We start from the raw sequence: 13,933 nt of genomic DNA, 5'->3' as shown, positions 1-13,933 counted from the left end.
CTAGCGGCCTTGGTGCTTGTGCTAAGTCCCAATGTCTAAATAAAATTTAGGAGGCCTCATGGCTGGCTTATTACCCAATATAGATCCAGATGGATTATTAGAGTACTCGGTGGTTTATACTGACCGTGCACTTAACCACATGTCACAGTCTTTTCAAGGCGACATGCGTTATATTTCTAGTACACTAAAAAGTGTCTACACTGCAGACCAAGTGGCCATAGTGCCAGGTTCTGGTACCTTTGGCATGGAAGCGGTAGCCCGTCAGTTTGCTACGGGTAAAAAGACCTTAGTTATTCGCAACGGTTTTTTTAGTTATCGTTGGACTCAAATTTTGGACATGGGCAGTATCTCTTCAAGTTCTACAGTGCTTAAAGCACGCCAAGCAAAAACAGGAGACCAAGAAGCCTTTGCTCCTGCACCTATTGAAGAAGTATTGGCAACGATTGCCAGCGAAAAGCCAGCCGTTGTTTTTGCGCCTCATGTTGAAACCTCGGCAGGCATTATTTTGCCAAACGATTACATTAAAGCGGTAACCGACGCTGTGCATGCTGTGGGTGGTATCTTTGTATTAGACTGCATTGCGTCTGGTTGTTTGTGGGTAGACATGAAAACTATGGGTGTAGATGTGTTAGTTAGTGCGCCTCAGAAAGGCTGGAGTGGATCGCCGTGTTGTGGTCTAGTGATGATGGGCGAGCGGGGCGTTGCAGCTCTTGAAGCGTCTACCAGCACTAGCTTTGCCTGTGACCTTAAAAAGTGGCGCGACATCATGGCAGCTTATGAAAATGGAGGCCATGCCTACCATGCTACCATGCCTACAGACTCTATTGCGTCTTTTGCCGATGTGATGCGTGAAACTGAACAGTATGGTTTTGCTAAGGTGAAGTCTGAGCAGCAAGAACTTGGGGATGCAGTACGTTCCTTGTTGGCCTCGAAGGGCATTAAGAGTGTGGCTGCTGAGGGTTTTGGCGCTCCTGGAGTAGTAGTAAGCTACACGGAAGACACTGCTATTCAAAACGGTAGCAAATTTGCTGCTTTAGGTATTCAGATTGCTGCGGGTGTACCCTTGATGTGTGATGAACCTGAGGGCTTCCGTACGTTTCGTTTAGGCCTATTTGGCCTAGACAAGTTGCACAACGTAGAGCGCTCTGTGGCTACCTTAGATGAAGCTCTAAGCCAGGTTCTTTAATTACTGATTTTTGTTAATGCAGTGAACTAAACCTAAAAAGCCCGCTTAGCGGGCTTTTTAATGGCTGTATAACTAGTTGGTATTAAAGTATACCTAGGTCTAAACCTGCTGCCATATATTGACCTATGTCAAAGCACTGATGAGTAAATTTGCCTTGCCATGGCCCTTGGCATACCAGCACAGGCTGGGCTAAATTCCAATGTAACCCAGTGCAAATAGACTCTACTGCTCGTTGTGTTCCTGTGCCGTCTATGCCAGCACGAATAATCAAAGCGTAAGGGAGCCCTTGTTTTAGCTCCAGTACTGGATAGTACACGCGATCAAACCAATCTTTAGTGGCTCCTGCCATATAACCAAGATTTTCTGTAGTAAGAATGACCACGGCGTCAGCGTCTAGTAGCTGCTTGGCTTGGCAATCCAAGGGTGCCACAATTAATACTTCAACGTTTTCAGTGTCTGCGGCTCGGCTGCCAGCCATGCAGGCTTCAAGCATTTGTTGGGTATTGGCAGAGGGCTGGTGGGCAACGATGAGTAATTTTTTATGCATTGCCCTAGTCTAACAGACCTCGATATACACTGAATATAGCTATCTGTTAGACTTGTTGGCACTATTTAACTATTACGCAATTATCTGGATTTTCTATCATGACACAATTCATCATCACTTATTTAGGTGGTAATCAACCTGCAACGCCAGACGAGGGTCGAGCCCATTTTGCTAAATATATGCAGTGGATTAATGGTCTAGGTGAAGCTGCTGTTAGTGCAATGAATCCTTTAAAAGACAGCCATCATGTATCTCCAGACGGCAGCGTCTCTAAGGATGCTGGTACTAAAATGTCGGGTTTCACTATCATCGAAGCTGAGTCTATTGAAGCTGCTGTAGTTATCACCAAGGCTTGTCCATTTTTAGATATCGGTGGCAGCTTAGAAGTGTCTGAACTGGTACAAATGCCATCTTAGCATTGGTATTTAATGATCCATAAGCAACACAGGCAGCAAGTATAAACAGCCAGTATTAACCTGGCTGTAGCCACTTAGAGCTAGTTAGACGGACTGCTCTCCAGTGTGTGCAAACCACACTCACGTCCTGCCTCAGCCTTGGTAGGGTCAAAATAACGCGTCTCGTCTGGTAATCCGTGCTTTGCTAAGTAAGCCTGCATATCTCCCAAACTCCAATCTAATAATGGTGACACTTTAATTGTGCCGTTAGGACCATCAGCTATAGTGTCCATTTTCTGGCGTAATGGACTTTGTTCACGGCGCACAGCCGTGAGCCACACTTCGGGTGCAAGTTGTGCCATAGCCCGTTTAAAGGGTTCTAGCTTAAATTGTTGAGTAAACTCAATGTGGGCTGGGTCATCAATGGTAGGAATGCCACCCATAACGGCGTCACGCCTTGCGGCACTCACTACTGGGGTATAAACCACTAGATTTAAATCCAGCTGCTTACTCACCTGCTGCGCAAATGCATAGGTTTGTGGCATGTTATAGCCAGAATCTATCCACAACACTTTAGTGTTTGGTGCAGCTTGGCTAATCATGTGTAACAACACCGCTTCTTGAGGGCCAAAATTAGTAGTTACTAGGGTTTTTGCACCGAGTCCTAAAACCCAGTGAATGACTTCTTCCGCACTGCTTGATGCAAGCTGCTGATTAGCCTTTGGTAGGCTCAGGGCAGCTAAACTCTTACCCATGATATTATCATTAGCTGCAATGGTAGAAGCTGTGTTAAGTTTTGCAACCATGCCAGCAGCTGCTGTAGCGTGAGTAATCTTATCAATTAAAATAAACGACCCTAAGCCTTTACTGTGTTTAAACTCAGCAGCTGGAATAGGTGCATCTAAGTGCAACTCTACTAAACCAATTTCATTTAACATCAAGCTGTCAGCAGAACTGCGTCTTAGGGTGTTAACGTTGACCTGATAGTGTATTTTTTTAACCCGCGCATTAATGCGTTTACTACCAAGTTTCAACTCATAATCACGGCTTAGGCTGAGTTTTTGTTGGTCCATCCACACTAGGTTAGCGCTAAACTGCTGCGTATTAGCGGTATGTGCTGCGCTTCTGGCATGTACTAGAATGTCACCACGAGAAATATCAATTTCATCGGTTAAGGTAACGGTAATAGCCATTGGAGCGAAGGCGTGTGTTAAATCCCCATCGGCAGTAACAATTTTGTCTATAGTGCTGATTTGGCCTGACGGTAACACACGCACTTCATCTCCTGGTTTTACGTTACCTGCAGCAATGGTGCCACAGTAACCTCTAAAGTTGGCGTTAGGCCGGTTAACGTACTGCACAGGCAGCTGCCAGTCACCTAGGGTGAGGTCTGTTTGTGTATTTAAATCTTCCAATAAATGCAATAACGAAGGCCCTTGATACCATGGCATCTTTGCGCTCTCATCGACTACATTGTCTCCTGTTATGGCAGACACTGGTATAAAGTGAATGTTTGGCAAATCTAAGTTTTCAGCAAAGGCTTTGTAGTCTTGCTGAATCTGTTGGAATACATTTTGCTTATAATCCATTAGATCCATTTTGTTAACAGCCACAACTACATGTTTAATGCCCAATAAAGACACGATAAAACTGTGACGACGAGTTTGCGTTAGTAAACCTTTGCGAGCGTCCACAAGAATAATAGCCAAGTCACAGTTTGATGCGCCAGTAGCCATGTTGCGGGTGTATTGTTCATGCCCAGGGGTATCCGCAATAATAAACTTGCGTTTGCTAGTAGAGAAATATCGGTAAGCTACATCAATGGTTATGCCTTGTTCACGCTCAGCTTGCAGGCCATCAACCAGCAGGGCTAAGTCTAAGTCACCACTGTCTTGATTACCTTGACCAGATGCAGAAGCCTGTTTAACAGCGGCAAGTTGATCTTCATAAACTAATTTACTGTCGTGCAACAAACGCCCTATGAGGGTGGATTTTCCATCGTCTACACTGCCACAGGTGAGTAGGCGCAAAAGGCTTTTGTGTTCATGTTGTTGTAGGTAGCTGTGGATGTCTTGTTCAATAAGTTGGCTTTGGTGGCTCATTAGAAGTAACCCTCTGCTTTTTTAAGTTCCATGGATCCAGCTTGGTCGGCATCAATAAGGCGACCTTGGCGTTCTGAAGTTTTGGCTAGTAACATTTCTTGAATAATTTCTGGCAAGGTGTTCGCTGTAGATTCGATGGCACCAGTCAGTGGGTAGCAACCCAAGGTTCTAAAGCGCACAGACTTTTGCTCTACTGTTTCATTGGCGGCAATGGGCATGCGATCATCATCCACCATAATATTAATGCCATCACGGGCTACAACGGGTCGTGTGGCGGCAAAATACAAAGGCACAATGTCAATTTTTTCCATGTAGATGTATTGCCAAATGTCTAATTCAGTCCAGTTAGAGATTGGGAAAACTCGGATGCTTTCGCCTTTGTTAATTCTGGTATTAAACAAATTCCATAACTCGGGACGTTGGTTTTTGGGGTCCCAGCGGTGCTCTTGAGAACGGAATGAAAATATACGTTCTTTAGCGCGGGAGCCCTCTTCGTCGCGGCGGGCACCACCAAAAGCTGCGTCAAATCCGTAGTGATCTAGGGCTTGTTTTAAACCTTGGGTTTTCATTATGTCAGTATGAATCTTGGAACCATGGGTAAAGGGGCTGATATCCATAGCCAGACCATCTGGGTTAATGTGGGTAATGAGTTCCATGCCAGATTCTGCAACTGCTTTGGAGCGAAATTTAATCATATCTTTAAATTTCCACGTGGTGTCTACGTGCAATAATTTAAATGGTGGAGCAGCAGGGTAAAAAGCCTTTTTAGCTAGGTGTAGCATTACTGAAGAGTCTTTTCCTATTGAGTAAAGCATGATTGGATTGTTGAACTCGGCCACAACTTCACGCATGATGTGGATACTTTCCGCTTCTAGTTGTTTTAAGTGGCTGAGGCGAGTCTCAGAAATGTTGCTCATGGGTGTACGCTCCGGTTAAATTAAATTGGCCCCATTTGTTTTTAACAACTGGATCCATTGATTGCGTGAAGTATGCCATTACTTTTTTAAAATAAAAAGTAATTAAAAACTTATTAGTTATTCCTTTTGGTTATATAAGGATTAATGTTATACCTTTGAGAAGAACCTATGTTAGATAAAAAAGCTGTAAAAATTTCTCTGGTTGATTACCAAGACCCTCAACAAATGGCCTTGCTAATAGAGCAGCTGGGTGCCTATGCCATGGATGATATGGGTGGTGGTGAGGATTTAACAGAAGAGGTTAAGCGGCGCTTATTAACGGATTTACCTCAACAACAACAAAATTTTAGTTTTTTAGCTTGGGTAGGGGATGAGTGTGCAGGTATGACGAATTGCCTTTGGGGTTATTCCACCTTTGCGGCTATGCCATTGGTTAATATCCATGACCTGGGTGTGCAGAAAAAATTTAGGGGTATGGGTATTAGCACGGCTTTATTACAAGCAGTAGAGAATTATGCCCAAACCAGACATGCCTGCAAAGTGACGCTGGAAGTGCTTGGTAACAATGACATTGCTAAGGCGTCGTATAACAAGTTTGGGTTTAAAGTATATGAGCTTCGTGAGGGAGCAGGTAAAGCAGAGTTTTGGCAAAAATACCTGTAGTATGCCCGTCATGATAAAGCTCTGAACACAATTTAGTGGCTTTATACGGTGAGACCTTAAGGTCTCACTATGCAACAAAGTGATGAGATCCATTACTTTATTTAAACCTCATTTTATCTGGAAATGAACTGTGAAATTATCTGCTTTTGGTCAAAAATTTAGTGGCGATTCTGGTATTACTGTGTTGATGGACGACATTACTAATGCCCTCTCAAGTGGCCGTGACATGATTATGATGGGAGGCGGAAATCCTGCTAATATCCCAGAAATAGAAGCGATCATGCAGCAACGCCTTAAAAATCTGGCTAATGATCCGCTTTCTGTTAGGCAGCTTCTCGGTAGTTATGACCCTGCACAAGGTAACATGGAGCTCATTGACGCTTTAGCTCAGCTATTTAGTAAAAAGCTTGGTTGGCCCGTTACGCGCCATAATATAGCCCTTACTAATGGCAGCCAGTCTGCATTTTTTATGTTGTTCAACATGCTGGCAGGTGAGTTTGATAATGGCAGCACGAAACAAATTCAGCTACCTATGGCGCCAGAGTATATTGGTTATGCTGATGCGGGTATCGGTAGCGACTTATTTACTGCAGCTCACCCTATTATTGAGGAGTTAGAGCAACGCCAGTTTAAGTATCGGGTGAAATTTGACGACTTAGATGTAGGGCCAAGTACAGGTGCTATTTGTGTGTCTAGGCCTACTAACCCCACGGGTAATGTCATTACCGATGGCGAAGTTGAGCAGCTAGATGCATTGGCAAAAGCCAATAAGGTGCCATTAATCATTGATGGCGCTTATGGTATTCCGTTTCCTGGGTTAATTTACACCCCAGCTACCCCCTTTTGGAATGACAACACCATTGTGTGTTTAAGCTTATCTAAATTCGGCTTACCCGGTGCCCGCACTGGGATTGTGGTGGCTAATGAAGAAACCATTCACACCATTGCAGGTATTAATGCCATTATTAATCTAGCCAGTGGTAGCTTTGGTGCAGCACTGACCACAGGCTTAATTGCTTCAGGAGAAATCATTGATCTAAGCCAAAAGGTAGTGCGCCCTACGTATGAAGCACAATTGACGTTTGCACAAAACACCTTACATAAAGTAATGGACCCTGCAATTCCATACGCTATGCACAAACCAGAAGGGGCCATGTTCCTTTGGCTGTGGTTTAAAGGCATGCCTATTACTAGTCAAGAGTTGTACGAGCGGTTAAAAGCGCAAGGCGTGATCGTAGTTTCTGGGCATAATTTCTTTGTGGGTATTACCGATGATTGGCAACATCAACACGAATGTATTCGTATCAACTATGCTGCGCAAAGCCCCGAGCGTATTGCTAAGGGTTTGCAGATTATTGCACAAGAGGTCCTTAAGGCTTATTTGGGTTAACACCTCTAACAGGAGGGGCTGCCAGATAATTGGATTAATTAGGCTCTTAGCTCTATTCAATACCTTAAAAAAGCAGTATTGTGGCGGCCTAAAGATCAGCGCTTATGGTGGAGATACACGCCATGTTGCAAGAAATAAAAGCCAGCTGGGCCCTGTTATTGGGCATCGGCTTTATTATGGTAGGCAATGGATTACAGGGTACACTCCTTGGCGTCCGTGCTAGCTTAGAAGGGTTTAACGTATTTACCACTGGTGTGGTGATGTCGTTTTATTTTTCGGGTATGTTGGTTGGCAGTATTATTGCGCCTAAATTGGTATCCAGAGTAGGGCACATAAGAGTGTTTGCTGCCTTAGCTTCAACGGCCTCTATTGCTATCCTTTTACACAGTATCTATGTTAATCCATACACATGGAGTTTAATGCGTTTTGTCACGGGCATCTGTTTTTCGGGATTGTTTGTGGTGGCGGAAAGCTGGTTAAACGACAGGGCCAGTAACGAAAATCGTGGTGCTATTTTGTCTGTGTACATGGTTGTCATTACCTTGGGCATGGGCAGTGGCCAGTTTTTACTTAATGTGGCAGACCCAGCCAGCACAGAACTATTTATTCTTATCTCTGTCATTATCTCGTTTGCACTAGTGCCTATACTTCTTACAGCTCGTCCTGCTCCTGCCTTCGATCAGGGTGTTAGCATGTCTATTTTTGCCTTGTATAAAGTCTCTCCTTTAGCAGTTATTAGTAATGCTTTAACGGGTGCAGCTCATGGTACAGCATTCGGTTTGGGGGCCGTGTACGGGTTACAAAAAGGCTTTGATAATAGCTTAGTGGCGTTATTTATGGCGTCTTTTTTGTGGGGTGGTTTCTTATTGCAGTGGCCAATTGGATGGTTGTCTGACAGGTATGGTCGTCGTGGTGTAATGCTAATTAACGCCATGGTGGCAGTCATATTATGTTTGTTGGCCTCTGCATGGGACACCACAAGTGATAGCTATATTGTGCTCATCGTTATTGTGGGTGGTTCGGTCATGCCCATGTATTCCTTATGTATTGCCTATGCCAGTGATCGGTTATCTCCAGAACAAATTGTCTCTGCCAGCGGTGCTATGGTAATGGCTTCTGGTATTGGTTTGAGTATTGGCCCTATTATGGTGGCTTTTGCTATGTCGAGCCTTGGCCCAGATGTTTATTTTGTGGGTATAGCTATTGCTTTTGTAGCCATTGCTTTAGCAGTGCTAAACAGCATGCGCTATCGCGAGGTTACTCCAGAAGACGTGGAAGATCAGTCGCCAATGTTAGCTGCTGGTGTCATCGGTACGCCTATTGCAGCCTTTGCAGCCCCAGATGCGCAAGACTATGCTGAAGCCCTTGAGGAAGATGGGCTAGAGCAGCTGGATGATAGTGACGAATGGACCCAGGCACCTATGGCTGGGCCAGAAACCGCTATCCCAGACACAGATGAAGCATCAGAAGAAGACCACTATTAACTCAGCACATGATCTGTGTTGATGACCAGACAACTAATGGTGTTAATCTAAACCAATAAAGCCACCGGTTTGATGCTGCCAGAGTTTGGCGTAAATACCACCAAGGGCAAGCAACTCTTTATGGCTACCTTGCTCAATTATATTACCCTCATCAATGATTACCAAGCGATCCATGGCGGCGATGGTCGATAAACGATGGGCAATGGCAATTACAGTTTTGCCTTCCATAAGGCGGTTTAAACTTGCCTGTATGGCAGCTTCCACTTCTGAATCTAATGCCGAAGTGGCCTCGTCTAATACCAAAATAGGTGCGTTTTTAAGTAGCACACGAGCAATAGCGATACGCTGACGTTGTCCGCCTGAAAGTTTAACACCCCGTTCTCCCACCTGAGCCATATAACCACGGTTACCTTTTAAATCCTCTAAGTCATCAATAAACACATTGGCTTCTGCTTGTTTGCAGGCTTGTAACAATTCAGCGTCAGTAGCGTCTGGCTTGCCATACACTATATTTTCACGCACTGAGCGATGCAGTAGGGAAGTATCTTGGCTCACCATGCCAATGGCGGCTCGCAAGCTGTCTTGGGTGACTTGGCTAATGTCTTGCCCATCAATCACAATTTTTCCACTTTCTAAATCATGAAAACGCAGCAATAAATTAACTAGGGTAGATTTGCCTGCCCCAGAACGCCCGACAATGCCCACTTTTTCTCCCGCTTTAATCTGTAGGCTTAGACCATCGATGACCCCATGGCTTTTACCATAGTGGAAGCAAATAGCATCAAAGTTGATGTGGCCATGGGTCACTTTTAATGCAGTGTCAGCATTATTGAGCACCGTTTGAGGCTGGGAAATAGTGTGCATAGCATCCATTACAGTGCCTAAACTCTCGTAAAAGTCATGCACTTCCCACATTAGCCAATCAGAAAATCCTTGTAAGCGAATGGCGAGGGCTAAACTGACTGCGATCATGCCTAAGCTAGCACTATGGTTAAGCCATAAATAAATATCCACCGCCGCCGTCGCAAAAATAAGCAGGCTATTTAAACTAGTAACAATGACATCCATCCAGGTACTGAGACCCATCATTTGAAACACATTGAGCAAAAAAGAATTCATAGACGATTTAGCGTAATCCGTTTCTTGTTGCGTATGGGCAAACAGTTTTACGGTGCTAATGTTGGTGTAACTATCAACGACTCGGCCAGTCATAATTGCTCGTTTGTTGGCTTGCTCTTCGGCAATGCGACCTAAGCGTGGCAGAAAGTAAATCATGGTGCCGATAAAAAGCACCAACCATATGGCAATAGGTGCGGCCATACGCAGGTCGGTATTTGATAACAGCACCAGCATAGAAATGATGCCCACCACCACGTAGGCAAAAGTGTCGCAAAGCTTACCCACGACTTGCCTAACGGCCACTGACCCTTGCATGACTTTGGCGGCAATACGGCCTGCAAAATCATCTTGGTAAAAATCTAAGCTTTGTTGTAATAAGTAACGGTGAGCCAACCAACGCACACGCATGGTTAAGTTGGGTAACAGGGTTTGCAAACGAATGAGGTTGTTAAGCAGACCAATAACGGGCACCACAAGCACTATTAATATGCCCATTAGCCATAATGTGCTCGCTTGATCATCTAAAAATGTGGCTCTGTCTTGCACACTTAGCCAATCAACCAACTGACCCATAAACCCAAATATAATAACTTCGGTTGCAGCAAAGGCACCCGCAGTGAGGGCCAGTAAAAACATATAACGTTTCATGCCATCGCAATAGTGCAAACAAAAACGCCACACCCCTTTGGGGGGTTGTTGAGGTTGCTCTGGGGGGTAGGGATCAACTAAATTTTCAAAAAACTTTAACATAATAGCAGGCATCTGATGCTAACAAGAGTGTATTCTAGCCTATAAACGGGGGCTAGTTTGTGTTTATGGGCTAGTTCGTGTTTATGGGGAGGTGACCCATAAACTTATGCTATTAGGTGGTCTGTTTTAGCGGCCATTATGAAATCGTTATGATGCAAGCCATTAATCGTATGCGTCCACCAAGTAACGGTGACTGAGCCCCATTCAGTCAAAATCGCTGGGTGGTGGTCTTCTAATTCGGCTATGGCACCCAGTTGATTAGTGAACTCTAACGCCGATTTAAAGTTTTTGAACTTATATTGGCGCTGCAGTTGGGTAACTCCGTTCACAAGAATAGGCCTCCAGTAAGGAATTTCCTGCATTAAAATCACTTGTTCTGCCTCGGCGACTGTCGCAGCCCCCATGTGACAAGGCGCACATTTTAATTGGCTAATGTTCATACCATCACTCACTATGTGTTAAAAGTACCTAAGGCTAACATGGCTTAGTTAGCTCTTGCCACGCCTGATGTTGACTAAGATAAATGGTGCCAGTTAATTGGCCAGCGAAGTTGATCCTTTGTAAGCGATCCAGTACGGGTCCTTTAACTTCTGACAAGTGCATTTTAATGCCTTGATCGTGCAATCTCTGGTTAAATTCCAATAGGCTTTCAACGGCACTGGAATCAATATGATTAATGCCCGACGCCATTAGAATCAAATGCTCAATGCAGGGGTTTCGAGCTAATAATTCATTGAGCTGATTGTCTAAATAACGCACGTTACCAAAAAATAAACTTTCATCAATACGCAAAGCAATGACCTGTTCAAACTGCTCAACCTTGTGGCGATCTATATTGCGGAAGTGTTGACCCCCAGCTACAGGGCCAACAACAGCAGTATGAGGGCGGCTTGTGCGCCATAACATTAGGGAAATAGTGGTGACTACACCAGCCATAACACCTGCTTCTACGCCCACAAAAAGCACCATGCCAATGGTAATCATCATTGCCACAAAGTCGTGTTTACTGTACTTCCAAGTAAATTTTATTTCGTTGGGCTCGATTAATGTGAGTACAGCCACCACTATAGTTGCGCCAAGCACCGCCTTAGGCAGTAGCGATAAGTAAGGGGTAAGGTAAAGGCTAGCTAGCGCAATACCAACAGCAGTAAATACACCGGCCATAGGAGTGCGTGCACCAGCATCATAGTTAACTACAGAGCGTGAAAATCCGCCAGTTACGGCAAAGCCGCCAGAGGCTGCAGAGGCCACGTTTGCAGCCCCTAAGCCTAATAGCTCATGGTTTGGATCAATTTGCTGTCGCCGTTTGTTAGCCAAGGTTTGAGCCACAGAAATTGATTCAACATAACCAATTAAGCTAATCATAATGGCAGAAGGCATCAAAGTAGACACTAACAACCCACTTAATTCAGGCCATGCCAGTGTTGGCAGGCCAGATGGAATATCGCCTACAACTTTTAAGCCATGTTGATTTAAATCCAAATTTGAGACCAATAAAATCGATATAATTACGGCACTTACAGGCGCCAGTTTGCTCAGAGCTGATGCTAAATTTTTACTCATAAAGCGACATAAAACGTGGGTTAGGGGAGCACGAGCCCACCATAAAAATAGGATACTTATCACGCCCACACCAACTGTAAGCAGGTGCGTGTGTCTACCATATTGCAAAAGCCCTTGGGCTAACTCAGGCAAGTTATGGCCACCTAAAGGAATGCCCAAGATATGTTTTAATTGGCCCAGAGCAATAAGAATTCCAGCGGCAGTAATAAAACCTGTGACTACAGGGCGGCCTAACAAATTAGCAATAAACCCTAACTTAAATAAGCCCATAATTAACATTAGCATGCCTGACAAAAGGGCTAAGGTCATGGACAATGTTAAGACGTTTAAACCGCTATTGATATGTGCTAAACCCACAGCATTAGCCGATAGAAGAGAAATAATAGCGACTGGGCCAACAGCTAATGTGCGACTTGAACCAAACAGTGCATAGGCTAAAAGTGGCAGTATGCTTGCATACAAACCAGTCGCCGGAGGCAACCCAGCTAACATGGCGTAAGCCAAACTCTGGGGAATGAGCATTATGGTTACAATGATTGCGGCCATTGCGTCGGCCTGCAAAGCACTCTTATTGTAGGTTTTAAGCCATACCAATGCGGGCAGTTTTTTCAGTGGGTTCCAGAGTGCTATTGTCACGTTTTTTAGGTGCCCATTTGGTTAACAGGAATTTTAATATAGGCAATACCGTTGTCTTCAGTAGGTGGCATATGGCCTGCACGCATATTAACTTGCACCGAGGGTAACAGTAAGCGTGGTGCGCTTAACTTTGCATCTCGCGCTTTACGCATGTCGATAAATTCTTCCTTAGTTTTACCCACCAGGTGAATATTACTGGCTTTTGATTCAGCTACTGTGGTTTCCCAACGGTACTCCCGGCCACCTGGGGCATAGTCATGACACATAAATAAACGGGTTTCATCTGGCAAACTTAAGATCTGTTCCATAGATTCATACAAAGTGGTGGCATCGCCGCCTGGGAAATCACATCGTGCTGTTCCATAATCAGGCATGAACAAGGTATCGCCTACAAAGCAGGCATCGCCTATTACAAAGCTCATACAAGCAGGTGTGTGGCCTGGCGTATGCAGAGCAGTCATGGTCAAGTTACCAATCTTTAATTCTTCGTTAGGCGTCAATAAGTGGTCAAACTGGCTACCGTTGCGCGCAAAACTATTTTCTACGTCAAATAAGTCACCAAACATATCTTGAATATGTGTGATTTGATCGCTAATTGCTATTGTTCCGCCGAGTTGCTTTTGAATATAGGGTGCAGCAGACAAGTGATCTGCGTGCACATGGGTTTCTATTAACCAAGCTATGGTAAGGCCTTGCTGCTTAATACTTGAAATCACTTTGTCTGCCGAGTCTGTGCGTGTGCGACCCATATTGGCATCGTAGTCTAATACAGTGTCAATAACTGCGCACTTTTTCGTATCTGGGTCTGCGATGATATAGGTTATGGTGAATGTGGCTTCATCAAAAAAGGCAGTAATCATAGGTTTAGACTGAGTCATGGTATCTCCAAGTGCGCTATTTGGTTTACTTGACGTTATTTTACGACTATTTTCCTGAATAATCAAATAAGGTTATAACCTTATTCTTTTAATTCATAAGCACTCATGAAGATTAACTGCTCAGGGCGATAAATTTTGTTCACGTGGAAATTATAAGTTAAATTAAGGGTTCAATTTAACTTATAATTTATTTTTTTAAGCTAATACTTTTCTATTTTTTATGTGGTTTTTTCTATAAAAAGGCCTTACCTTTGCTCGGTTAAAGCCTATAATAAAGCCTTACATTTTACTGCCAATTTGGAA

Annotated in this window: 12 protein-coding genes; 5 read left to right on the top strand and 7 right to left on the bottom strand. The window is 44.2% G+C overall.

Annotated features, from left to right (window positions below):
• Positions 1-58 precede the first annotated feature (58 nt).
• Positions 59-1,186 (top strand): aminotransferase class V-fold PLP-dependent enzyme, encoded by a 1,128-nt coding sequence (locus ABXT60_RS08270; RefSeq protein WP_443629680.1) that lies wholly within the window; start codon positions 59-61, stop codon positions 1,184-1,186.
• An 82-nt stretch (positions 1,187-1,268) separates the two neighbouring features.
• On the opposite strand, the gene ABXT60_RS08265 is transcribed toward ABXT60_RS08270, so the two are convergent.
• Positions 1,269-1,733: a flavodoxin family protein gene (locus ABXT60_RS08265; protein ID WP_443629679.1), complete on the bottom strand. Its 465-nt coding sequence runs from the start codon at positions 1,731-1,733 to the stop codon at positions 1,269-1,271.
• 98 nt (positions 1,734-1,831) lie between these two features.
• Here ABXT60_RS08265 and ABXT60_RS08260 point away from each other — a divergent pair, with 98 nt between their 5' ends.
• Positions 1,832-2,149: a YciI family protein gene (locus ABXT60_RS08260; protein WP_046484239.1), complete on the top strand. Its 318-nt coding sequence runs from the start codon at positions 1,832-1,834 to the stop codon at positions 2,147-2,149.
• A gap of 80 nt (positions 2,150-2,229) precedes the next feature.
• On the opposite strand, the gene cysN is transcribed toward ABXT60_RS08260, so the two are convergent.
• A complete protein-coding gene (cysN, locus tag ABXT60_RS08255; protein WP_443629678.1) occupies positions 2,230-4,230 on the bottom strand; it encodes a sulfate adenylyltransferase subunit CysN in 2,001 nt (666 codons plus the stop codon).
• A complete protein-coding gene (gene cysD, locus ABXT60_RS08250; RefSeq protein WP_443629677.1) occupies positions 4,230-5,147 on the bottom strand; it encodes a sulfate adenylyltransferase subunit CysD in 918 nt (305 codons plus the stop codon). The genes cysN and cysD overlap by 1 nt, the downstream gene beginning before the upstream one ends.
• 168 nt (positions 5,148-5,315) lie before the next feature.
• On the opposite strand from cysD, the gene ABXT60_RS08245 reads away from it, so the two are divergent.
• The 3 genes from ABXT60_RS08245 to ABXT60_RS08235 all read left to right on the top strand — a co-directional run bounded on the left by ABXT60_RS08245 (position 5,316) and on the right by ABXT60_RS08235 (position 8,684).
• Complete coding sequence (locus ABXT60_RS08245; RefSeq protein WP_443629676.1) at positions 5,316-5,810, top strand: GNAT family N-acetyltransferase; 495 nt, start codon at positions 5,316-5,318, stop codon at positions 5,808-5,810.
• A 130-nt stretch (positions 5,811-5,940) separates the two neighbouring features.
• On the top strand, positions 5,941-7,200 hold the full coding sequence (locus ABXT60_RS08240) for a valine--pyruvate transaminase (RefSeq protein WP_443629675.1): 1,260 nt from the start codon (positions 5,941-5,943) through the stop codon (positions 7,198-7,200).
• Between the two features lie 122 nt (positions 7,201-7,322).
• On the top strand, positions 7,323-8,684 hold the full coding sequence (locus tag ABXT60_RS08235; protein WP_443629674.1) for an MFS transporter: 1,362 nt from the start codon (positions 7,323-7,325) through the stop codon (positions 8,682-8,684).
• A gap of 42 nt (positions 8,685-8,726) precedes the next feature.
• Here the strand turns inward: ABXT60_RS08235 and ABXT60_RS08230 are convergent, their stop codons facing one another.
• From ABXT60_RS08230 to ABXT60_RS08215, 4 genes are all read right to left on the bottom strand, one after another.
• Positions 8,727-10,553: an ABC transporter ATP-binding protein gene (locus tag ABXT60_RS08230; RefSeq protein WP_443629673.1), complete on the bottom strand. Its 1,827-nt coding sequence runs from the start codon at positions 10,551-10,553 to the stop codon at positions 8,727-8,729.
• A 104-nt stretch (positions 10,554-10,657) separates the two neighbouring features.
• Complete coding sequence (locus tag ABXT60_RS08225) at positions 10,658-10,993, bottom strand: 4a-hydroxytetrahydrobiopterin dehydratase (RefSeq protein ID WP_443629672.1); 336 nt, start codon at positions 10,991-10,993, stop codon at positions 10,658-10,660.
• Positions 10,994-11,027: 34 nt separating this feature from the next.
• Positions 11,028-12,752 (bottom strand): SulP family inorganic anion transporter, encoded by a 1,725-nt coding sequence (locus ABXT60_RS08220; protein ID WP_443629671.1) that lies wholly within the window; start codon positions 12,750-12,752, stop codon positions 11,028-11,030.
• Positions 12,753-12,757: 5 nt separating this feature from the next.
• The gene (locus ABXT60_RS08215) at positions 12,758-13,630 is read right to left on the bottom strand and encodes an MBL fold metallo-hydrolase (RefSeq protein ID WP_443629670.1); all 873 of its coding nucleotides are present in this window, start codon (positions 13,628-13,630) and stop codon (positions 12,758-12,760) included.
• Positions 13,631-13,933: the final 303 nt, after the last annotated feature.

It is taken from the genome of Candidatus Njordibacter sp. Uisw_056 (assembly GCF_047730085.1).
Lineage (GTDB): Bacteria > Pseudomonadota > Gammaproteobacteria > Pseudomonadales > Balneatricaceae > Njordibacter.
This window is presented reverse-complemented; position numbering and strand designations above follow the sequence as displayed.